Origin of the sequence: Streptomyces sp. NPDC006602 (genome assembly GCF_042870385.1) — a bacterium.
In the GTDB taxonomy this organism is placed as follows: domain Bacteria; phylum Actinomycetota; class Actinomycetes; order Streptomycetales; family Streptomycetaceae; genus Streptomyces.
Genome location: NZ_JBIAHG010000002.1, coordinates 570612 through 592192, shown reverse-complemented (window position 1 = coordinate 592192; position 21581 = coordinate 570612). Strand labels below are relative to the sequence as shown.

Here is a 21581-nt window from a genome sequence, read left to right as displayed (position 1 = left end):
GACAGGATGAAGAAGATCGTCATCGGCGGAGCGGCCCTCGCCGCCATGGTCGCCCTCGCCGTCGAGGTGCTTCCGGACCTGAGGCGCTACCTGCGGATCCGACGGATGTGAACCGTGGGCGCCACCGGCGTGCCGTGCGGTTGCGTCGAACGGCGTACCCGCCGGCAGGCGACGGCGTGCCGGGCGTGCGACCCGGGTGTGCGCACCTCTAATGAAGGCTGGCGGGAGGCAGGCTGCGGAAGGACGGTGACCATGCACGAGATGTCCGTCGCGCTGGCCGTCGTCGACCAGGTGGCAGAGGCCGCCACCCGGGCCGGAGGCGTCACAGCGGTGCGATCGGTACGACTCCAGGTGGGCGAACTGGCCGGTGTCGTACCCGATGCGCTCGCCTTCTCCTTCGAACTGGCCTGCGCCGGAACCCTGCTGGAAGGCGCCGAACTGGTCACCGAAGCGGTGCCGGGGCGGGCCCGCTGCACGCCCTGTGCACACGAATGGGCCGTCGGCATGCCACCTCGGCTGACCTGCCCCGGGTGCGGCGGGACGCGGACCGAGCTGCTCGCGGGCCGGGAACTGCAGATTGTCGACGTGCACTGGGAGGACGGCGGTCTCCCGCACGCGCCCACCCGCGAACCGATCTCCGAGGAGCGCTGAACCATGTGTCGTGTCACCGACCTGCAGCAGGCCGTACTCGCGAAGAACGACGCGAGCGCCCACGAACTGCGCGCGCACCTCGCGGCTCGAGGCACCGCGGTCGTCAACCTGCTGTCCAGCCCGGGCAGCGGCAAGACCGCGCTGCTGGAGCGCGAATTGCTGCGGGCGCGGGAGCGGTCCGTTCCCGTCACGGCGCTGACCGCCGACCTCGCGACCGAGAACGACGCTGCACGCCTGGCGCGTTCGGGAGCCCCGGTCAAGCAGGTGCTCACCGACGGACTGTGCCATCTGGAGGCGGGGATGCTCGCCGGGCACCTGGACGGGTGGCTGCCCGACGACACGCGGCTGCTGTTCGTGGAGAACGTCGGCAACCTGGTCTGTCCGGCCTCCTACGACCTGGGGGAGACGTTGAGAGTCACCCTCGCCTCCGTGACGGAGGGAGAGGACAAGCCGCTCAAGTACCCCACCGCCTTCGGCCTCGCCCACCTGGTCGTGGTCACCAAGACCGACATCGCGGAGGCCGTCGAGTTCGACGAGGCCGCGTTCCGCGCAAACGTGGAGCAGGTCAACCCCGGAGTCGAGGTGGTCCTGACCTCGGCACGCCGGGGCCAGGGAGTCGGCGCGCTGCTCGACAGGGCGATGGCAGCCGCGGACGGCGCACCCGTCCACTCGCCGGTCATGGCCCGGCAGCCCCATCATCACGGTCACACGCACGCGGACAACGGTCACCCGCACGCGCGCCCGGAGGCCACCGGCACGATGGCCCACACCCACTCGTGAGTGGTCCACAGGCCCCGGTCGCCATCGCCGAGGACACTCCGCGACGCCGCCGGGTCACCGTCCGGGGAGTGGTGCAGGGCGTGGGCTTCCGGCCCTACCTGTACGGCCTCGCCACCGAACTCGCCCTGGCCGGACACGTGATCAACACTCCGGAGGGCGTCGTCGTGGAGGTCGAGGGCACCGCCTCGGCCGTGGCCCGGTTCTGTGACCGGATCGCCGTCCAGGCACCCCCGCTGGCCCACGTCGAGTCCGTCCACCACCGGGAGATGCCGCCCGTCGGCAGCACCGCGTTCACCATCCTCACCTCCCGCACCGACGGACCGGCCCGCACCCTGGTCTCCCCGGACTCCGCCACCTGCGCCGACTGTCTCGCCGAGCTGGCCGACCCGGCGGACCGGCGGTACCGCCACCCATTCGTCAACTGCACCCACTGCGGCCCGCGCTTCACGATCGTCACCGGCGTGCCGTACGACCGGGCCAACACCACCATGGCCGACTTCGCGATGTGCGCCGACTGCGCCCGGGAGTACGCGGATCCGGCCGACCGCCGTTTCCACGCGCAGCCGGTCGCCTGCCCGGCCTGCGGGCCGCGTCTGCGGCTGGTCGTCGCCCAGGAGCCAGGGTTCAGTAGTGTTGACGGGGCGGACCCGGTCACCGAGGCCCGCGCGCTGCTGGCGCGGGGCGCGATCCTCGCCGTGAAGGGCCTGGGCGGCTACCACCTGGCCTGCGATGCCACGAACGAGGCGGCGGTCGACCTCCTGCGACACCGGAAGGCACGCGGGGACAAGCCGTTCGCCGTCATGGCCAGGACCGCGGACGACGTTCGTCACCTCGTCCGGCTGAGCCCCGCGGAGCGGAGCCTGCTCGAAGGACGGGCCAGGCCGGTCGTCCTGATGAGGCGGCGTCCGCACCCGTCGTACGCCGCCGGTGACCGCCGGCCCGCCGAGGCCGTCGCGCCCGGCAGCCCCGACCTCGGCGTGATGCTGCCGTACACGCCCCTGCACCATCTGCTGCTCGGCCTGCCCGGCGACCCGGACGGCCCCCGGCTGCTCGTCATGACCAGCGGCAACGTGTCCGGTGAGCCGATCGTCACCGACGACACCGAGGCGCTGGAGCGGCTCGCGCACCTGGCCGACGCCTGGCTCACACACGACCGGCCGATCCACGTCCCGTGCGACGACTCCGTGGTCCGCGTCTGCGACGGGGAGCCGCTGGTGATCCGCCGCTCGCGTGGCTACGTCCCGTTGCCGGTCTCCCTCCCGCTGCCCGTGCGGCCGGCCCTGGCCGTCGGCGGAGACCTGAAGAACGCCTTCTGTCTGGGGGCGGGCCGTCGCGCCTGGCTCTCGGCGCACATCGGGGACATGGACGACGTCGGCACCCAGCGGGCCTTCGAGCGCGCGGCGGCGCAGCTGGAGTCCATCACGGGGGTGCGGCCCGAGACCCTGGTCTCCGACCGGCATCCCGGCTACCGTTCCGCCCGGTGGGCCGACCGGAACGCGGCGCACCGGCCCGTCGTACGCGTCCAGCACCATCACGCGCACGTCGCCGCCGCGATGGCCGAGCACGGGCTGGACGGCACCCGGGCGGTGATCGGCGTCGCCTTCGACGGCACGGGCCACGGCGACGACGGCGCCGTGTGGGGCGGGGAGTTCCTGCTCGCGGACTACGACCGCTTCACCCGGTTCGGGCACCTCGCGTACGTCCCGCTGCCCGGTGGCGACGCCGCGGTGCGCCGGCCGTACCGCATGGCGCTGGCCCATCTCAGGGCGGCCGGGATCGGCTGGTCCGACGAACTCGCCTGTACTGCCTCCTGCCCGCCCGACGAACTCCGCGTCCTGGAGAGGCAGTTGGAGCGCGGACTGAACTGTGTCCCCACGTCCAGCATGGGCCGGCTCTTCGACGCCGTGTCCTCTCTCGCCGGGGTGTGCCACCGAGCCGGATACGAGGCGCAGGCCGCCGTCGAGCTGGAGGGCGCGGCTCTGCGCGCGCCTGCCGAGGACACCACCGCGTACGCCTTCGCCCTTGACGGGTCCAAGGAGCTCGGGGACGGCGCCGTACGGGCAGATCCGGCACCGGTACTCGCAGCGATCGTCGGCGACCTGCGCGCGGGCATCGAGCCGGCCCTGGTCGCGGTTCGCTTCCACCGGGGTGTGGCCGGTCTGGTGCACGGGATGTGCGCGCGGGCGCGAGAACGGCATGGGCTGGACACGGTCGCCCTGACGGGAGGCGTGTTCGCGAACACGCTGCTCTCGTCGGCCTGTGCCGCCACCCTGCGCGAGGACGGCTTCACTGTCCTGCGGCACCACCTGGTGCCGCCCAACGACGGCGGCCTGGCGCTGGGCCAGCTGATGGTGGCCGCCCGGGCCACTCCCACCGACTGAGCAAGCGCGACCCACAGCGAGGAGAGGCTCATGTGCCTGGCGGTACCCGGCAGAGTGCTGGACATCGAGGAACGGGATGGCACCCGGATGGCCACCGTCGACTTCGGCGGCGTGGTCAAGGAAGTGTGCCTGGAGTACCTGCCCGACCTTCAGGTCGGCGAGTACGCCATCGTCCACGTCGGGTTCGCCCTGCAACGGCTGGACGAGGAGTCGGCGCGGCAGACGCTCGAACTCTTCGCCGAACTCGGTCTGCTGCAGGAGGAGTTCGGCGACCCCTGGGAAACGGCGGCGGCCGCGGAGACGGGCGAGGACGCCGTGAAAGAGGTGCGGAAGTGAAGTACATCGACGAGTTCCAGGACCCGGAGCTGGCGCGTCGGCTCCTCGACGACATCCACGCCACGGTGACCAGGCCGTGGGCCCTGATGGAGGTGTGCGGAGGGCAGACGCACAGCATCATCCGCCACGGCATCGACCAACTCCTGCCGGACGAGGTCGAACTGATCCACGGACCGGGCTGCCCCGTGTGCGTGACCCCGCTGGAGGTCATCGACAAGGCTCTGGAGATCGCCTCCCGACCGGAAGTGATCTTCTGCTCCTTCGGTGACATGCTGCGCGTGCCGGGCACGGGGCGGGACCTGTTCCAGGTCCGCGGGGAAGGCGGTGACGTGCGCGTCGTCTACTCGCCGCTCGACGCGCTGCGGGTCGCGCAGCAGAACCCGGACCGCGAGGTGGTGTTCTTCGGCATCGGCTTCGAGACGACGGCACCCCCCAACGCCATGACGGTCCATCAGGCCCGGAAGCTGGGCATCCCGAACTTCAGCATGCTGGTGTCCCATGTCCGCGTACCGCCGGCCATCGAGGCGATCATGTCGTCGCCGAGCTGCCGTGTGCAGGGCTTCCTTGCGGCCGGCCACGTCTGCAGTGTGATGGGCATGGGGGAGTACCCGGAACTGGCGGAGCGCTTCCGGGTGCCGATCGTTGTGACGGGCTTCGAGCCACTGGACATCCTCGAAGGCGTGCGCCGGGCCGTCCGTCAGCTGGAACGCGGTGAGCACACCGTCGACAACGCCTACGCCCGTGCCGTTCGCCCGGAGGGCAACCCGGCCGCCCGGGCCATGCTGGAGGACGTGTTCGAGGTCACCGACCGTGCCTGGCGTGGCATCGGGGTGATTCCCGACAGCGGCTGGCGGCTGGCGTCGAAGTACCGCGACCACGACGCCGAGTACCGCTTCTCGGTCGACGGGATCAGGACGGCGGAACCCGCCGAGTGCCGCAGCGGAGAGGTCCTGCAGGGGCTGCTCAAGCCGCACGAGTGCGAGGCTTTCGGCACTCTGTGCACCCCTCGCAGCCCCCTGGGAGCCACCATGGTCTCCAGCGAGGGCGCCTGCGCGGCGTACTACCTCTACCGGCGTCTGGAAGTGCCCACCACCACGGCCCGGGAGGCGAGCCCCGTTGTCTGACACCACCGATCTCCCCGTCCCCGCCCTGGACCTCGAAGCGTGGACGTGCCCGGCACCGGTACGCGACCTGCCCCGCGTCGTCATGGGCCACGGCGGCGGTGGAGCCCTTTCCGCCGAACTGGTCCAGCAGATCTTCGCACCCGCCTTCGGGGGCGAGGTGCTCGCCCAGATGGGTGATGCAGCCGTCCTCACCCTGGGCGGTGCCCGGCTGGCGTTCTCCACCGACTCCTACGTGGTGCGGCCGCTGTTCTTCCCTGGCGGCAGCATCGGCGACCTAGCGGTCAACGGCACCGTCAACGACCTCGCCATGAGCGGCGCCCGCGCCGCCTACCTCTCCTGCGGATTCATCCTGGAGGAGGGCGTCGAGCTGGACGTGGTCGCGCGGGTGTCCGAGGCGCTGGGTGCGGCTGCGCGCACCGCCCGTGTGGAGGTGGCCACCGGCGACACCAAGGTGGTGGAGGCCGGCCATGGCGACGGGATCTTCATCAATACGGCGGGCATCGGTCTCGTCCCGGCGGGTGTCGATCTGCGTCCTCAGCGGGTCGTCCCCGGCGACGTCGTGATTGTCAGCGGCGCCATCGGTGTCCACGGCGTGGCCGTCATGAGCGTTCGTGAGGGCCTGGAATTCGGAGTGGAGATCAAGAGCGATTGCGCGGCCCTCGGCGGCCTGGTCGACGCCATGCTCGCCGTCACCCCTGATCTGCACGTACTGCGTGATCCCACCCGAGGCGGCCTGGCGGCTGCGCTCAACGAGATCGCGGAGGCCTCCGGCACAGGGGTGGTCATCCGGGAGCGTGACGTCCCGATCCCGCCGGCCGTGGCCAATGCCTGCGCCATTCTCGGACTGGACCCCATGTACATCGCCAACGAGGGCAAGCTGGTGGCCTTCGTCCCGCGCGAGCACGCCGACGCCGTCCTTGAGGCGATGCGAGCCCATCCTCTGGGCGCGGACTCCGTGATCATCGGTGAGGCCGTCGACGCTCATCCCGGCATGGTCGTGGCCCGTACCGGCCTGGGGGGAACGCGGGTGGTCGATCTGCCGATCGGGGAGCAACTGCCGCGGATCTGCTGACGGGGCTTCGCTCGTCGAGGAGCCGGCCATCCCGGCGCCGATCGGACCGTCAACCCGGTCGGTGCCCGGACGGCGGGTCCTGTGGGTCCACGCCGGTCTTGGCAGAAGCGTCCTTCGTGCCGCTGGGACGCTGGGAGCGGCCCTTGTGTCCGGTGTCCCGTCTGCCCTTCTCGTCTGCGTCGCCGTACTCCTCGCCGCGTGCACCGCGACTCTCGACCGTGTCACCCGGAACGGACTTCGTCTCCGCCGGGGACTTCGTCCGGCCTCGGCCTCTTTCGCCGGCCTGCTCAGCCGTACGGAAGGAACGCTGGGCGCTCGGGTTGTCCTGCTGACGCGTCTCATCCACATCGGGCGACCAGCCGTGCTGTTCGGAGCCCTGGTGACGGCTGGGGGCCTTTCCATGTGGTGGCTCGGATGAACGTGGCTTCTTCGACATGGTCCGATCTGCCTTTTCACGGTCAGTGGGGGACGCCAGTCACGCGTACCCGCGGTGAGTAAATTATCCCTCCTTGGGACATTTCGAGCACGTTGTGACTGCTTCTGGTCCGACCACGGAAGTTGTTACAGGGGTCACGGCTGAGTGTTTCTTGACATGAGGGCCCACCGCGGCTCAGAGACGCCCTCATTGGGTCCGCGCCGTGCGCCGCTGAGGATGTCCTGTGCCGCTGGGGGCCGGGTGTTCCGTGCCGGACGAGTTGGTACATGTGGACATCAAGAAGCCCGGAACTCCGTCGACGATCACTTCCGCCTGGCCTGCAGCGAGGTCCGGGTACTGACCGACAAAGGCTCCTGCCACCGCTCCCCCGACTGGCGCGGCACACTCGCGGCGGCCGGGTTCACTTCGCCAAGCCCTACCGCGCCGGATGCCCTTTCTGGGGGTTTTAGAAGAAGCCCAGCCTCTTGGGTGAGTAACTGACCAAAAGGTTCTTCGTCTGCTGGTAGTGCTCCAACATCATCTTGTGATTCTCGCGGCCGATCCCGGATTGCTTGTAGCCGCCGAACGCCGCGTGCGCGGGGTAGGCGTGGTAGCAGTTGGTCCAGACGCGGCCCGCCTGGATCGCGCGGCCGGCGCGGTACGCGGTGTTGATGTCCCGCGTCCATACGCCCGCACCGAGGCCGTACAGCGTGTCGTTGGCCAGTTTCATCGCGTCGTCGAAGTCGTCGAACGACGTCACCGAGACCACCGGCCCGAAGATCTCCTCCTGGAAGATGCGCATGCGGTTGTCGCCCTCGAAGATCGTCGGCTGGACGTAGTAGCCGCCCTTCAACTCGCCGTCGTACTCGATGCGTTCACCGCCCGTGAGGATCCTCGCGCCCTCCTGCCGGCCGATGTCCAGATAGGAGAGGATCTTCTCCAGTTGGTCGTTGGACGCCTGGGCGCCGATCATCGTGTTCGTGTCGAGGGGATGGCCGGGCCTGATCAGTTCGGTGCGGGCCACGGCCGCCTCCAGGAACTCGGCGTAGTGGCCGCGCTGGACGAGGGCCCTCGACGGGCAGGTGCACACCTCGCCCTGGTTGAGGGCGAACATCGTGAAGCCTTCGAGCGCCTTGTCGCGGAAGTCGTCATTGTGCGCCCACACGTCGTCGAAGAAGATATTGGGCGACTTGCCGCCCAGCTCCAGGGTGACCGGCTTGATGTTCTCCGAGGCGTACTGCATGATCAGCCGCCCCGTCGTGGTCTCACCCGTGAACGCCACCTTCGCCACTCGCGGGCTCGACGCGAGGGGCTTGCCCGCCTCCGCGCCGAAGCCGTTGACGATGTTCACCACACCAGGCGGAAGCAGGTCGGCGATCAGGCTCATCCAGTAGTGGATGGAGGCCGGGGTCTGCTCCGCGGGTTTGATGACCACCGCGTTGCCCGCTGCGAGGGCGGGAGCGAGTTTCCACGTCGCCATCAGAATGGGGAAGTTCCACGGGATGATCTGCGCGACGACGCCGAGCGGCTCGTGGAAGTGGTAGGCCACCGTGTCGTCGTCGAGCTCGCCGAGCGACCCCTCCTGCGCACGGATCGCGCCCGCGAAGTAGCGGAAGTGGTCGATGGCGAGCGGGATGTCGGCCGCCAGCGTCTCGCGCACCGGCTTGCCGTTCTCCCAGCTCTCGGCGACGGCGAGGGGTTCGAGGTGGGCCTCCATACGGTCGGCGATCTTCAGCAGGATGTCGGCCCGCCCGGTCACCGACATGCGACCCCAGCCGGGCGCCGCCGCGTGCGCCGCGTCCAGGGCCCGCTCCACGTCCTCCGCCGTACCGCGCGCGATCTCCGTGAACGGCTGCCCGTTCACCGGCGACGGGTTCTCGAAGTACTGTCCGCGGGCCGGCGGCACGTACTCGCCCCCGATGAAGTGGTCGTAGCGCGCCTGGTAGGAGACGATCGCGCCCTCGGTTCCGGGCGCCGCGTAACGAGTCATGCCGGTCGGCCTCCTTCAGAAGCGCTGCCCGCCGTTGGGCAGCTCTCGGCGCGAGGCTAGGGAGCGGGAGGTTGCAGGTACGTTGCGTGCAGCCGGGCGACGCCGGTTCTGGGACCGGCGGTCGCAGCGTCTGATCTCGTCGGCCGGGCGGCCGGGCGGCCGGGCAGCCTGGTCGGCGGCCGGACGGGGCCCTCGGTCAGCGCCCCGACGAACGCGACCACACCGTCGGCGCCGCCAGCTCCGACTCCAGCGCGGCGAGGCGGGCCCGGGCCGCCACCGTCGGTCGTACCGCCGCGAGTGCCCGCCATACGTCGATGTCGTCCTCACCCCAAGGCGCGTGCGCCCAGTCCGCCAGCAGGTCGGGATCGCGGCGGGCGACCAACGCCGTACGCAGCCCGTCGGCGAGACGGCGCCTGAGTCTGACCACCGACGGTGCCTGGGAGCCGGGCAGCAACGGTCCCGCGTACGCCGTCGCGGCCGCCGTGACCGCACCTGTCTCCAACCGCCGCTCCACCACGGCGACATCGGACTCGACCGGGACGGTGAGCCGGTACGGCCGCGACGCGAGCAGGCCCGGGCCGAGCAAGCGGCGCAGCCGGGCCAGTTCGGCGCGCAGCGTCACCGGCGTCACCGACTCGTCCTCGTACAAGGCGCACAGCAGCTCGTCGCCGGTCAGCCCCTCCGGATGGCGGGCCAGCAGCAGCACGATCTCGCTGTGCCGACGGCTGAGCCTGATCCTGCGACCACCGGTCACCAACTGAGCCTCGTCCCGGCCCAGCGCGGTCAGCTCGGCCGTGTCGATGGCGGGTCCTTCGGGTGCGAGCAGCGCCAGATGTGACTCGGCGGCCCGCGCCACTGCCTGCACGAAACCCAGGCTGTGCGGATGCGCGAGCCCGTCCCCACCCGTGATGTCCACGGCACCGAGCACCCGCCCGGAGCGCGGGTCGTGCACCGGCGCCGCCGCGCACGTCCAGGGCTGCACCCGCCGGATGAAGTGCTCGGCCGCGAACACCTGCACCGGCCGGTCGACGGCGACCGCCGTGCCCGGCGCGTTCGTCCCGACCGCCGTCTCCGCCCACCGCGCGCCCGGTACGAAGTTCATCCGGCCGGCTTGGGCGCGAGTGGCGGGATGGCCCTCCACCCACAGCAGCCTGCCGTGCGCGTCGCACACCGCGAGCAGGTGCTCGCCGTCGGAGGCGAAGGTGCCCAGCAATTCACGGAACAGCGGCATCACCCGCGCCAGCGGATGTTCGGCACGGTAGGCACCGAGGTCGCCGTCCATGAGCTCCACGCTCGCGGTGCCGTCGGGCCCGACACCGGCCCGCGCGGAACGCAGCCACGAGTCGGCCACCACTGATCGGACCGGCCGCGGCACCGTGCCCACCTCGGTGAACGTCTCATGCGCGCGCAGCAGCATCCGCACGTGCTCGGCGGGGTCGGCCCCCGGCTCGAGGGCCACCCACGGATCGGTCAACCCGGCCTCCCCGAAAGGTGATGCGTGTGGAGACATGGTCACTCCGAGTGCGCGCGCGGACAACCGTTTCGACCGCGCTGCCCCGAACGTTGGGGCCCTCGCCGCTCCGGTCAGGCGAAGTTGACCAGCCTTATGTAGCGCGCCCAGTCCCAGTTCGGACCGGGATCGGTGTGGTCGGTGCCCGGCACTTCGTAGTGCCCGATGATGTGCGCGCGGTCCTTCGGAATTCCGTACGACGTGCAGATCGCCGCCGTCAGTCGCGCCGACTGCTCGTACAGGGCGTCGGTGAAGTAGGCGGGCCGGTCCACCCAGCCCTCGTGCTCGATGCCGATGCTGCGCGTGTTGAAGTCCCAGTTCCCCGCGTGCCAGGCGACGTCGGCCTCGCGGACGCACTGGGCGACGTGTCCGTCGGCCGACCGGACGAGGTAGTGCGCGGACACTTTCTTCTGCGGGTTCTGGAAGATGGCCAGCGTATCGACGTACGTCTCCTGCGTGACGTGGATGATCACGTGGTTGACGGGATGGGCGGTGGGCCGGTTGGACACCGTGTAGTTGTAGGTGGTCGCCGGCTGCCACTCGGCGGAAGGAAAGTCGACGGCCTGGATCTCGGCTCCGGCACGTGCGTCGGGGAGCAACGCGTAAGGGACAGCGGCGAGGGCGGCGGCCTTCAGCAGCCGACGCCTGCCGACAAGCGGTCTTGCGCGTTCCATGAACGGATTGCCTTTCGAGGTGGGGGGCTTCCAAGGACGGGTTGGGAGGTGTGCTCAGCCGGAGAGGCCGGCTGGTGCGCTCGACGCCTGGTGGATGTGCTCAGCCTCGGAGAGCCGCCGCGGTCTCCCGCAGCCGCGCGTGGACTCCCCGGTGTGTCTCGCGGGCCGGCAGCCACTGCTTGCGAAGCTTGGCCACGCATGTGTAGTTGGTGTCGCACACGTTGGCCAACGGCGACTCCACGGTCTGCGTCGCGAACTGGTACGCGTCCAGCTCGCCGAACCCGTAGTCGCGCACCAGCCACTGCACCAGGTCGAGCTGGGATATCCGGAAGGCGTCCTCCAGCGGGCGCGCGGAACCCGTCGAGATGATGTGCGTGTCCGACTCGATGCGCGGCCAGGGTGTGGCCAGGCCCTTGAGCAACTCGACGACCACCACCGTGTTCATCGCGCACTCGACGGCCACTCCGCAGGTTTCCCCCTCGCCCTGCCGGGCGTGCCCGTCGCCGAGGCTGAGCAGGGCGCCTTCGACGTTCACCCCGAGGTAGCAGGTGACGCCGGCCCGCATCTCGGGCGTGTCCATGTTCCCGCCGTGCGCGTCGGGCACCAGCGCCGAGCGCACCTCCAGGTTGGCGGGAGCCACGCCCACCGTGCCGTGCATCGGGTCGAGGGGCAGCTCGATCTCGATCTCACTGTCGTGGGCGCGGAACAACGCGGTGCGCCGGGTGCGGTCGAGCGGCCAGATCCACACCGTCTCCGGAAGCGGGGGCTGCAGCGTGGCCGTGGTGTGCGTCGAGGTGAGCGCGCCGAAGAGGGGGACCGTGGTCGACGCGGCCCAGTCCCGCGCCGGTTCGATCGACACGAAGTGCACGGCGACCGTGTCGCCCGGTTGGGCGCCCTCCACGTAAAAGGGGCCCGTCTGGGGGTTGAGGAACGGGAACTCGCACACCTCGGACACCAGGTCCTTCTCGGACCGCACTCGGCCGGCGAAACAGTCCTCCGTGTACAGGTCGAGAACCGTGCCGGGCACGATGCGCGCCACCGGCGGTGCCCCGCCGAACGTCCAGGCGTACTCGCCCGGTTCGGGGCGCACGGTCAGGATTCTGGGATCGTTCATGGTTGCACTGCTCCGTTCTGCGGACGGCCGGCGTTCGGCGATTCGTCGAGGTGTTGGCCGAGTGCACACGGCGATCGATGCCGCCGGTGCCATCGCCGTGATCTCTGGGACAGGATCTCGCGCAACCCGATGGCGTCGCGCCCCAGCTCACCAACCGCTTCACCCGACACGCGAATCCCCCCTCATCCACCGGTAGACGCCCCGGTCGCCACGAGACGACGGCTGCGCCTCGCGTGAATGACGGTACGGCGCTCACCCGTTGGGCAGCAGGACACGGCGTGCTTCGGTGGACGACGGCGCGACTGTGGAAAACTCGCCCACCCGTACGGGTGAAGTCGGCCCGGGTTCAAGCCCGTTCGGCCACGGCCGACCGGGTTCAGGCCCGTTCGGCCACGGCCGCCGGGTCGTCGAGGACCGCCCGCACGACCGAGTGCGCGGCCCCCAGCAATGGCCCCTCGGAACCCAGCTGGGACACGGACACCGGACACGCCGGTCCCGCCGTGCGCCGGGCCAGCTCCTCCTGCAGGGACGGCAGCAGCCACGGCGCGAGTCCGGCAAGTGCACCGCCCAGCACGACGCCCTCCGGATCGAGGAGGTTGACCGCCCCGGTCAGCGCGATGCCGAGCGCCTCGCCCGCGTCGCGCAGCGCCCGCCGTACGTCCTCGTCGCCGTCCGCGGCGCGCCCGGCGAGCAGCCCGACGCGATCCTCGCCCGGCTCCAGACCAGCCGCCCGCAGCACCGCCTCCTCGCCGGCGTACTGCTCCAGACACCCGTGCCCGCCGCACGCGCAGTCCGGCCCGTCCGGCCGGACCGGCACATGCCCGAGCTCGCCCGCGAACCCGCGTGTTCCGTGCAGCAACCGCCCGTCCACCACGACCGCCGCGCCGATGCCGATCTCCGCCGACACGTGCAGGAAGTCGCGCGGTGTGCCGTCGCCGAGCCAGAGTTCGGCCAGGGCGCCGAAGTTCGCCTCGTTGCCCACGGCGAGCGGGAAGTCGGACGGCAGCAGGGCACCGAGGTCCGTGTCGTGCCAGTCGAGGTTCGGGGCGCGTACGACGGTGCGGGCGTCGCGTGCCACCAGTCCGGGCACGGCCACGGCGAGCCCCGCGGGCCACAGCCCGTAACTCTCCGCCTCGCCGACCACCCGACGCACCAGGGCTGCGAGCTCCTCGATCACCGGGCCGGGGGCGCGGCCGCGGTTCGCGCCGTACCGCACGGCCCTGGACCGCACCTCACCGCGCAGGTCGACCGCGCAGACCGCGAGGTGGTCGACGCCGATCTCGGCGCCTATCCCGGCGGGACCGTGCCCGCTGACGGCGAGAGCCGACCCCGGTCGGCCGACCCTGCCGGGCCTCTCGGGGCCCAGCTCCTCCAGAAGTCCGGAACGTATGAGCTCGTCGACGAGGGTCGACACCGCGGCACGGGTGAGACCGATGCGTGAGGCGACGGCGGCACGGGACAGCGGCCCCTCCGCGCTGACCGTGTGCATCACCCGGGCCAGGTTGCGGCGGCGCATGCCCTGCTGCGTGTCGGGCAGGGCACGGCCGGGGCTTGCCGGGTGCGCCCCGTGCGGCGGTGCGGTCATGCCTCCGTCCGTCCTTGGTCGGTGTCGGTCGACGGTCGTCCGTCGGTCGGGCGGCCGATGGCCACGAGAAGGGCACCCGCCAGTCGCCAGGGCGCCGTCAGTGGTCTCCCGTCCCCCGCTCCAACAGAGGCGCCGCGTCGGAGAGTACCCCGGCGATCCGGGCCAGTGCCGCCTCGTCCCGCTCCACGGCGTCGAGCACCGGACCGGCTGCCGTGTTCCAGCGCCGGGCGACCGCCGCCGGGTCCTCGCCGGTCAGCAGGCCGGCGGCCTGAGCCGCGGCGCCGAGCGCCACCAGCTCCCTGGCCTCGGGCACCTGCACGGGTCGCCCCGACAGCCGCCGGACGGTCTCCTGCCAGGCCCTGCCCCGGGCGCCGCCCCCGATCAGCAGCAGCGGGGTCGAGCGGTCCGCGTCCTCGTCGAGGACGAGGTCGAGCGCACCGAGCAACGAGTGCACGGCGCCGTCGTACGCGGCCTGCAGGAGCTGGCCGCCGGTCGTGTCGTGGCGCAGCCCGTGCAGGAGTCCCGAGGCGCTCGGCAGCGCGGGAGTGCGCTCGCCGTCCAAGTAGGGGAGGAGGGTGACGCCGGTGGTGGGTTCGACGGCCTCGCGGTCCAGCCCGAGCAGGGTCGCGACACGGTCGACGGCGAGGGTGCAGTTCAGGGTGCAGGCCAGCGGCAGCCAGTCGCCGTGGGCGTCGGCGAAACCCGCCACGGTGCCGGTCGGGTCCGCGGGGCGGCGCTTCGACACGGCGTAGACCGTGCCCGAGGTGCCGAGGCTCATCACCGGCGTGCCGGGGCGCAGACCCAGGCCCAGCGCGGCGGCCGCATTGTCGCCGGTGCCGGGGGCGACCAGGGTGCCCTTGGAGAACGGCAGGTCATGGCCGTCGCGCACGGTGCCGGCCACCTCGCCGGGCCGGACCACCCGGGGCAGCAGGGCGGGGTCGAGCCCCACGTGGGCGAGGATCTCGGGGTCGTACGACTCCGTACCGGAGGCCCACCAGCCGGTCCCGGAGGCGTCGCCCCGGTCGGTCGTGCCCTGCCCCGTGAGGCGTTCGGTGAGGTAGTCGTGGGGGAGGCGTACGGCCTTGGTCGCCCGGACGGCCTCCGGCTCGTGCTCGGCCAGCCACGCCCACTTGGTGACCGTGAAGGAGGCGGCCGGTACGGAGCCGGTGCGTTCGGCCCAGAACTTCGCGCCGCCCAGCTCCTCGGTCAGCCGCCGGGCCTGCGGCGCCGAACGCACGTCGTTCCACAGCAGGGCCGGGCGTACCGGCTCGCCCTGCGCGTCCAGCGTGACGAGCCCGTGCTGCTGGCCGCCGATCGACACCGCGGCCGCCTCACGTGCAGCGTCTCCGCACTGACGCAGGGCCTCGCGCAGGGCGTCCCACCACTGACGCGGGTCGCTCTCGCGCCCGGCGCCGGAGGTCACCGTGTGCGGGGCCTGACCACTTGCGACGACCTGCCCGGTCGCCGCGTCGACGACCAGCGCCTTCGTGGACTGCGTGGACGTGTCCACGCCGACGACGAGCGGACCCTCGGCTGCTGACATCGGGCTCTCCCTAACTTTTTCCGCGGCTCTGCGGGCTCTGTCTTCCCAGAGATGCGTTCGCATACTAATTTGTAAACGGCCATGACGAAATAGTCTCAGCACGCAAGGAGCCGCGGCATGAACTACCAGCCCACCCCCGAGGACAGGTTCACCTTCGGCCTGTGGACCGTCGGCTGGCAGGGAAGGGACCCGTTCGGCGACGCCACGCGGCGTGCCCTGGACCCGGTCGAGACGGTGCAGCGCCTGGCCGAGCTCGGCGCCCACGGCGTGACCTTCCATGACGACGACCTGATCCCCTTCGGGTCCTCGGACACCGAGCGCGGGGCGCACATCAAGCGCTTCCGGGAAGCCCTCGACGCGACCGGCATGAAGGTGCCGATGGCCACGACGAACCTCTTCACGCACCCCGTCTTCAAGGACGGCGCGTTCACCGCCAACGACCGCGACGTGCGCCGCTACGCCCTGCGCAAGACGATCCGCAACATCGACCTGGCGGCCGAACTGGGCGCCAAGACCTACGTCGCCTGGGGCGGACGCGAGGGTGCCGAGTCCGGCGCGGCGAAGGACGTACGCGTAGCTCTCGACCGCATGAAGGAGGCCTTCGACCTCCTCGGCGAGTACGTGACCGACCAGGGTTACGACTTGCGCTTCGCCATCGAGCCCAAGCCGAACGAGCCGCGCGGCGACATCCTGCTGCCGACGGTCGGCCACGCGCTGGCGTTCATCGAGCGCCTGGAGCGTCCCGAGCTGTACGGCGTCAACCCGGAGGTGGGCCACGAGCAGATGGCCGGCCTGAACTTCCCGCACGGCATCGCGCAGGCCCTGTGGGCGGGCAAGCTCTTCCACATCGACCTCAACGGTCAGTCCGGCATCAAGTACGACCAGGACCTGCGCTTCGGCGGCGGCGACCTGCGCGCCGCCTTCTGGCTGGTCGATCTCCTGGAGAGCGCCGGTTACGACGGCCCGCTGCACTTCGACTTCAAGCCGCCGCGGACCGAGGACCTCGACGGTGTGTGGGCGTCGGCCGCGGGCTGCATGCGCAACTACCTCATCCTCAAGGAGCGGGCGGCCGCCTTCCGCGCCGACCCGGAGGTCCAGGAGGCCCTGCGTGCCTCGCGTCTGGACGAGCTGGCACAGCCCACCGCGGCCGACGGCCTGAAGTCCCTCCTCGCCGACCGCGGCGCCTTCGAGGACTTCGACGTGGAGTCGGCCGCCGCGCGCGGGATGGCCTTCGAGCGGCTCGACCAGCTGGCGATGGATCACCTGCTGGCGGCGCGCGGCTGAACGCACGTGCGCGTGCCGTCAGTTGTCCGAGGTATCTCAGTTTCTGAGTGACCTCGGCTCCTGAGCGACCCCGCGCGGAATGTTCCGGAATCATGCGGTCCAAGGCATGAGGCCGTATCAACGTCCGCGTGGGGGTCGCGCCATGACCGCTTCGAGGCGACTCTGGACGGTATGGCCATGCCGCCCGTACCGCCTCAGCCGCCCGGGCCACCGGGTGACACGCCGCCTCCGGGCGACGGTTTCGGACCGCCTCCGGAAGGCTTCGACCACAATGGTCCGACCTCGTACGGCAGCCCGTCGCCGTACGGCGATGCGTCGCACGGTGGTGACTCGTCGACTCAGCCGATGTCCCCGACCGGCGAACCGGGCGGGCCGCCCGAGGGCCCGCGCAGGCGCCGGAATCCGCTGTTCGTCCTGTTGATTGTGATCGTTGCCGCGGTGGCCGTCGCCGCGGTGGTCCTCATGGCGTCGGGGAACGACGACTCACCGGACGAGACGCCGCCCCCGGAGAGCAGCGCGAGTACGAGCCGCTCTCCCTCGCCGTCCTTCAGCCTCCCGACCGAGATCCCCAGCAGCCTGCCCACCGAGTTGCCGTCGCAGTTCCCCACCGAGTTGCCGAGCGACTTCCCGAGCGACCTCGAATCGCTGGTCCCGTCACTCGGGGACGTGCTCCCGTAGCCACAAGACGACGTCGGACGGCCGTACCTGGGCCATCCGACGTCAGATGCCGTCCCGCAGCCGCCCTCTCGAGGGCGCCCTGTCCGCAAGGCGGTCTCCTCAGGAGGGCTTCTCCTCCGGGTCGGCCTCCGCCGAAGCCAGTGCCGTGGCTGGATCCTGGGCCGCCCCACCGGCGGGCACCCAGCGACCGCCCTCCTTCCGGGACGGCCACCAACGGCCGTCCCGGCCCAGACGCACCTGGGCGGCCGCGCCGACGACCGTCCACCGGTTCGCCGTCGCCCGCAGCGTCGGCCGTTCGTCCTCCTCCCAGGCCGAGTCCAGGGCGGCACGCGCGCGTGCGAGCGTTTCGCCCTCCACGGTCCACTCCTCCTCGCACACCGACAGCGCGGCCGCGCCTCCGTGCCGCCAGGCGCGCACGGCCAGGGCCAGCTGGTCCATGCCACGCCCCGATCCGTCGGCCAGCCGTTCCGTCACGACCTTCGCGGGGCTGCCTGCGGCCATGCGGACGGCATCCTGAGCCACCGTCAGCTCCGCTTCGTCCACGTGTGGCTCCGGTCCACCCCGAAGAGCCTCGGCGAGCAGGCGATGGGCCTCCACGGCCGTCCGGGCGGCCAGGAACTCGAGGGCCGCCGGGTCGATGCCGGCCGCGGGCGGGGCCTCGGTGTCCAGGGCCGGCGGCATGCCGGGCTCCTCGGGGAGCTCGGGCAGAGCGGGCAGCGGCGGCAGGACGTCCCCGGCCGCGTACGCCTCCACGGCATCGACGCCCACTGGTTCGACGACCTCCGCGGCGGGCGCGGAGCCGCGCTCCTGGAGGGCGTCCAGCAGGGCGTGTTCGGCGCGACCCCGCATCAGCAACAGTACGAAGGGGTCCTGGTCCAGCAGCCGCGCCACCTGGTCGCACAGGGCCGCGGTGTGTCCACAGTGGTCCCAGGCGTCGCAGTCGCAGCGGGGCTCCAGATCGCCCACGCCGGGCAGCAGTTCGATGCCCGCCGCTGCCGCGTCCTCGACCAGGTGCGGCGGCATGTCGCGGTCCAGCAGTGCCGCGACGTGCCCGGCACGCTCGACGGCCATGTCGAGGAAGCTGTCCCACTCCTCGTCGGTCAGCTCCGCCAGCAGGACGTCCGCCCGGTGGGCTGTGCCGTCACGATCCTGGACGACCGCGGTGATGCGCCCCGGGCGCACCGACACCGCGCCCACGGCTCCCGCGCGCGCGAGCCTGCGGCCCGTCTTCACCTGCTCCGAGTCCAGTGCCGTGTCCTCCAGGGCCTTCAGCCAGGCCCGGCCCCACCACGTCTGCGCGAAGCCCCTCCCGCGCGCGGGAGGCAGTGCGGCGAACGTGCGCTCCGTGTCACCGTCCTGGTTGTTCATCGTGTGTCCCCCCGCAGTTCGACCAGATCGGCCAGCTCCGCGTCCGTCAGTTCCGTGAGCGCCGCCTCGCCCGCGCCGAGCACGGAGTCGGCCAACTCCTGTTTGCGGCTGAGCATGTCGGCGATGCGGTCCTCGATGGTCCCCTCGGTGATCAGCCGGTGCACCTGTACGGGCCGGGTCTGACCGATGCGGTACGCGCGGTCGGTGGCCTGCGCCTCGACGGCCGGATTCCACCAGCGGTCGTAGTGCACGACATGTTCGGCCCGGGTCAGGTTCAGCCCCGTGCCCGCCGCCTTCAACGACAGCAGGAAGACCGGGACCTCACCGTCCTGGAAGCGCCGCACCATCGCCTCCCGTCGGTGGACGGGAGTCCCTCCGTGCAGGAACTGGGAGGGCGTGCCACGGGCCGCCAGGTGCTGCTCGACGATCCGGGCCATCTGCACGTACTGCGTGAAGACCAGAACACTCGCCCCCTCGGAGAGGATGGTGTCGAGGAGTTCGTCCAGCAGCTCCAGCTTCCCGGAACGTTCGGCGATCGTCGGCCGCTCCTCCTTGAGGTACTGCGCCGGGTGGTTGCAGATCTGTTTCAGGCCCGTCAGCAGCTTCACGATCAGCCCGCGCCGCGCCATGTCGTCGGCGCGGGAGATCTCCGCGAGGGTCTCGCGAACCACCGCCTCGTACAGGCTCGCCTGTTCGCGGGTCAGGGACACGGCACGGTCCGTCTCGGTTTTCGGCGGCAGTTCCGGGGCGATCCCCGGATCCGACTTGCGGCGACGCAGCAGGAAGGGGCGTACGAGCCGGGCGAGCCGCTGGGCGGCGGCCGGGTCCAGGCGGCCCTCGACGGGCTGCGCGTACCGCGTGCGGAAGGCGCCGAGCCGGCCCAGGAGACCCGGGGTGGTCCAGTCGAGGATCGCCCACAGTTCGGACAGGTTGTTCTCCACCGGCGTGCCGGTGAGCGCCACGCGCGCGCGTGCCCCGATGGAGCGCAGCTCCCGGGCGGTCGCCGAGTAAGGGTTCTTCACATGCTGGGCCTCATCCGCCACGACCATGCTCCACGGCACCTCGCCGAGTCGGCGCGCGTCGAGGCGCATCGTGCTGTACGTCGTGAGGGCGAACTCGCCGTCGGCCAGGTCGTCCAGGCTGCGGCGCGACCCGTGGAAGCGTCGTACCGGGCTGCCGGGCGCGAACTTCTCGATCTCGCGCTGCCAGTTGCCCATCAGGGACGTCGGGCACACCACGAGCGTGGGGCCGGCGGAGGCGGCGTCGGTCTGCCGGTGCAGATGCAACGCGATCAGGGTGATGGTCTTGCCGAGCCCCATGTCGTCGGCCAGACAGCAGCCCAGGCCCAGGGACGTCGTCCGGGCCAGCCAGCTCAGGCCCCGCCGCTGATAGTCCCGCAGTGTGGCGGCGAGTGCGGCGGGCTGTGCGACCGGCTCCTGCCTCTCGGGGTCCGCGAGGCGCTCCCGCAGCGCCGCCAGCCAGCCCGTGGAGTGGACGTCGACCCGGCGGCCGTCGACCTCCGTGGAGCCCGTCAGAGCGGCACTCAGCGCGTCGATGGGCGTCACCTTGCGGTCCTGCTGGGTGCGGGCGCGGCGCACCTCCTCGGGGTCGACCAGGACCCACTGGCCGCGCAGCCGCACGACGGGGCGGTCGGCTTCGGCGAGCCGGTCCAGTTCCTCGCGCGTGAGCCGCTGGTCGCCCAGTGCGAACCGCCAGTTGAAGGAGAGCAGTGCGTCGGCGGACAGGAGCGTCGGTATGTCCGCGGAGACCTTGACGGGCCCGGTCGCATCGTCCGGCGGACCGACCACCGCGCGGGCGGTGAGCTTGCGGGCCAGTTCCTTCGGCCAATGCACCTCGACGCCGGCGCTCGCGAGGCTGCGGGCGCCCTCTGCGAGAAGTTCGGTGACTTCCTCGTCGGCGAGTTCGACGGCATCAGGCACGGACGCGGACAGCAGGGGCGCGAGCGGCTGCCAGGCCCGGGCCGCACGGCGGAGTGCGAGCAGGGCGTCCATCCGCGCGCGTGGGCCGAACACGCCGCCCGCCGTGCCGGACCCGGTCCACACCTCGACGGCGTCCGCCACGAGCGTCGGGTCGCTCACGCTGTGCACCTGCAGCACGGCCCGGAACGGCAGCACCGTGTCGTCCTGCGCCTCGGTCAGTCCGGGCACCTCGACCCGCAGTGAGAGCCGCACGCCCGCGTCGTGGCCCGCGGCGACGGCGGCGGCCCACTCGCGCTGCTCCGGCAGGTGCTGAGGTTCCCGCGCCGCGTAAGCGGGCCCGCCGGTTACCAGCGGTGCCGCGGGGGAGCGGGGCAGCGTGTCGGCGACCGCGTCCAGGAAGGCGCGCAGCAGCCGCTCCGGGTCGGGCAGGCGCAGGGGCCCGGCGCCGTCCAGGGGCACGGCGTGCGCCTCGGGAGGCATCGCGGCGGCGAGCCGGCGGATGCGCTCCAGGTCCGCCGCCTCAAGCGGGCCCGTGCGCCAGGCATCGTGGTCGAGCGGGGAAAGTCCGGGCAGCAGCAGGCCGCGTGCCACGAGGTTCAGGGCCAGCAGGGCCGCCGTACCCCAGAACGCGGGCGCCCGGTGTGCGTCTGCGGAGCCACGCGCGCGCGTGAGTACCGGTAGCGCGGCGCGCACCGGCAGCAGGAGAGCCGGCACCCTCACCCGCTCGACACCGTCGTCACCGGGCAGGGCGACGGTCAGGTCCTCGACGGCCCCCTCCTCGACGGCAGGAGGAACATCGCGGTCGGGCCGCCAGAACGCGACACTGCCAAGGCGCGCCGGGTCACTGGACACGAACACGGCACAGCAGTCGGCCAGTTCGGAGATCTCGGACGGTGGGACCGCGGAATTCCTCTGCACAGAGATGCCGTATTCCTCAAATTTGACTACTTGGGCGACCGTCGAGGATACAGCACGCCGGCGACCCTCCGGCCCGCCCGATGAGTGATCTGGGCCACTTCTCGATGAGGGTGTCGTCACCCCCCCTGCCGTTCGGTGCTGGCCCCCGGCCGCACACGGGGGGTTGCCTCATGGTCGCCGCAGGTCACGGATCCGTACGTTTTCTCAGGTCAGCCCGT

At 71.6% G+C, this 21581-nt stretch carries 18 protein-coding genes; 9 read left to right on the top strand and 9 right to left on the bottom strand.

What is annotated here, in order from left to right:
• Positions 1-6 precede the first annotated feature (6 nt).
• The 7 genes from ACFYO2_RS07350 to hypE all read left to right on the top strand — a co-directional run bounded on the left by ACFYO2_RS07350 (position 7) and on the right by hypE (position 6344).
• Positions 7-111 carry a DUF6893 family small protein gene (locus tag ACFYO2_RS07350; RefSeq protein ID WP_388345321.1) on the top strand — a complete coding sequence of 35 codons (105 nt, stop codon included), beginning with the start codon at positions 7-9 and terminating at the stop codon, positions 109-111.
• 141 nt (positions 112-252) lie between these two features.
• The gene (locus ACFYO2_RS07345; RefSeq protein WP_388345318.1) at positions 253-651 is read left to right on the top strand and encodes a hydrogenase maturation nickel metallochaperone HypA; all 399 of its coding nucleotides are present in this window, start codon (positions 253-255) and stop codon (positions 649-651) included.
• A 3-nt stretch (positions 652-654) separates the two neighbouring features.
• The gene (gene hypB / locus ACFYO2_RS07340) at positions 655-1431 is read left to right on the top strand and encodes a hydrogenase nickel incorporation protein HypB (RefSeq protein ID WP_388345316.1); all 777 of its coding nucleotides are present in this window, start codon (positions 655-657) and stop codon (positions 1429-1431) included.
• The gene (gene hypF / locus ACFYO2_RS07335) at positions 1428-3812 is read left to right on the top strand and encodes a carbamoyltransferase HypF (RefSeq protein WP_388345313.1); all 2385 of its coding nucleotides are present in this window, start codon (positions 1428-1430) and stop codon (positions 3810-3812) included. The genes hypB and hypF overlap by 4 nt, the downstream gene beginning before the upstream one ends.
• A 30-nt stretch (positions 3813-3842) precedes the next feature.
• Positions 3843-4148, top strand: a complete 306-nt coding sequence (locus tag ACFYO2_RS07330; protein WP_388345310.1) for a HypC/HybG/HupF family hydrogenase formation chaperone — start codon at positions 3843-3845, stop codon at positions 4146-4148.
• Positions 4145-5272 carry a hydrogenase formation protein HypD gene (gene hypD, locus ACFYO2_RS07325; protein ID WP_388345308.1) on the top strand — a complete coding sequence of 376 codons (1128 nt, stop codon included), beginning with the start codon at positions 4145-4147 and terminating at the stop codon, positions 5270-5272. The genes ACFYO2_RS07330 and hypD overlap by 4 nt, the downstream gene beginning before the upstream one ends.
• On the top strand, positions 5265-6344 hold the full coding sequence (gene hypE / locus ACFYO2_RS07320; protein ID WP_388345305.1) for a hydrogenase expression/formation protein HypE: 1080 nt from the start codon (positions 5265-5267) through the stop codon (positions 6342-6344). The genes hypD and hypE overlap by 8 nt, the downstream gene beginning before the upstream one ends.
• A gap of 49 nt (positions 6345-6393) precedes the next feature.
• On the opposite strand, the gene ACFYO2_RS07315 is transcribed toward hypE, so the two are convergent.
• The 7 genes from ACFYO2_RS07315 to xylB all read right to left on the bottom strand — a co-directional run bounded on the left by ACFYO2_RS07315 (position 6394) and on the right by xylB (position 15175).
• Entirely contained in the window at positions 6394-6780 is a 387-nt protein-coding gene (locus ACFYO2_RS07315; protein ID WP_388345302.1) for a hypothetical protein, read from the bottom strand.
• Between the two features lie 445 nt (positions 6781-7225).
• Positions 7226-8749 (bottom strand): aldehyde dehydrogenase family protein, encoded by a 1524-nt coding sequence (locus ACFYO2_RS07310; RefSeq protein WP_388345299.1) that lies wholly within the window; start codon positions 8747-8749, stop codon positions 7226-7228.
• A 196-nt stretch (positions 8750-8945) separates the two neighbouring features.
• Entirely contained in the window at positions 8946-10223 is a 1278-nt protein-coding gene (locus ACFYO2_RS07305; RefSeq protein WP_388345296.1) for a GAF domain-containing protein, read from the bottom strand.
• A gap of 110 nt (positions 10224-10333) precedes the next feature.
• Positions 10334-10933 (bottom strand): N-acetylmuramoyl-L-alanine amidase, encoded by a 600-nt coding sequence (locus ACFYO2_RS07300; protein ID WP_388345293.1) that lies wholly within the window; start codon positions 10931-10933, stop codon positions 10334-10336.
• 100 nt (positions 10934-11033) lie between these two features.
• Positions 11034-12047, bottom strand: coding sequence for an acetamidase/formamidase family protein (locus tag ACFYO2_RS07295; protein ID WP_388345290.1), 1014 nt, complete (start codon positions 12045-12047; stop codon positions 11034-11036).
• 376 nt (positions 12048-12423) lie between these two features.
• Positions 12424-13632, bottom strand: a complete 1209-nt coding sequence (locus tag ACFYO2_RS07290) for an ROK family protein (protein ID WP_388345288.1) — start codon at positions 13630-13632, stop codon at positions 12424-12426.
• A gap of 97 nt (positions 13633-13729) precedes the next feature.
• The gene (gene xylB, locus ACFYO2_RS07285; protein WP_388345285.1) at positions 13730-15175 is read right to left on the bottom strand and encodes a xylulokinase; all 1446 of its coding nucleotides are present in this window, start codon (positions 15173-15175) and stop codon (positions 13730-13732) included.
• Between the two features lie 117 nt (positions 15176-15292).
• Here xylB and xylA point away from each other — a divergent pair, with 117 nt between their 5' ends.
• A complete protein-coding gene (gene xylA / locus ACFYO2_RS07280; RefSeq protein ID WP_388345282.1) occupies positions 15293-16459 on the top strand; it encodes a xylose isomerase in 1167 nt (388 codons plus the stop codon).
• Between the two features lie 345 nt (positions 16460-16804).
• Positions 16805-17137, top strand: a complete 333-nt coding sequence (locus ACFYO2_RS07275; RefSeq protein ID WP_388345280.1) for a hypothetical protein — start codon at positions 16805-16807, stop codon at positions 17135-17137.
• Between the two features lie 99 nt (positions 17138-17236).
• Here ACFYO2_RS07275 and ACFYO2_RS07270 read toward each other — a convergent pair whose 3' ends face one another.
• Entirely contained in the window at positions 17237-18505 is a 1269-nt protein-coding gene (locus tag ACFYO2_RS07270; RefSeq protein ID WP_388345277.1) for an SWF or SNF family helicase, read from the bottom strand.
• Complete coding sequence (locus ACFYO2_RS07265) at positions 18502-21363, bottom strand: DEAD/DEAH box helicase (RefSeq protein WP_388345275.1); 2862 nt, start codon at positions 21361-21363, stop codon at positions 18502-18504. The genes ACFYO2_RS07270 and ACFYO2_RS07265 overlap by 4 nt, the downstream gene beginning before the upstream one ends.
• Positions 21364-21581 lie beyond the last annotated feature (218 nt).

Coding starts and splice junctions, on each gene's coding strand:
- ACFYO2_RS07350 (WP_388345321.1), top strand. CDS start 7: ATGAAGAAGATCGTCATCGGCGGAGCGGCCCTCGCCGCCATGGTCGCC.
- ACFYO2_RS07345 (WP_388345318.1), top strand. CDS start 253: ATGCACGAGATGTCCGTCGCGCTGGCCGTCGTCGACCAGGTGGCAGAG.
- hypB (WP_388345316.1), top strand. CDS start 655: ATGTGTCGTGTCACCGACCTGCAGCAGGCCGTACTCGCGAAGAACGAC.
- ACFYO2_RS07330 (WP_388345310.1), top strand. CDS start 3,843: ATGTGCCTGGCGGTACCCGGCAGAGTGCTGGACATCGAGGAACGGGAT.
- ACFYO2_RS07315 (WP_388345302.1), bottom strand. CDS start 6,780: ATGTCGAAGAAGCCACGTTCATCCGAGCCACCACATGGAAAGGCCCCC.
- ACFYO2_RS07310 (WP_388345299.1), bottom strand. CDS start 8,749: ATGACTCGTTACGCGGCGCCCGGAACCGAGGGCGCGATCGTCTCCTAC.
- ACFYO2_RS07300 (WP_388345293.1), bottom strand. CDS start 10,933: ATGGAACGCGCAAGACCGCTTGTCGGCAGGCGTCGGCTGCTGAAGGCC.
- ACFYO2_RS07295 (WP_388345290.1), bottom strand. CDS start 12,047: ATGAACGATCCCAGAATCCTGACCGTGCGCCCCGAACCGGGCGAGTAC.
- ACFYO2_RS07290 (WP_388345288.1), bottom strand. CDS start 13,632: ATGACCGCACCGCCGCACGGGGCGCACCCGGCAAGCCCCGGCCGTGCC.
- xylB (WP_388345285.1), bottom strand. CDS start 15,175: ATGTCAGCAGCCGAGGGTCCGCTCGTCGTCGGCGTGGACACGTCCACG.
- xylA (WP_388345282.1), top strand. CDS start 15,293: ATGAACTACCAGCCCACCCCCGAGGACAGGTTCACCTTCGGCCTGTGG.
- ACFYO2_RS07275 (WP_388345280.1), top strand. CDS start 16,805: ATGTCCCCGACCGGCGAACCGGGCGGGCCGCCCGAGGGCCCGCGCAGG.
- ACFYO2_RS07270 (WP_388345277.1), bottom strand. CDS start 18,505: ATGAACAACCAGGACGGTGACACGGAGCGCACGTTCGCCGCACTGCCT.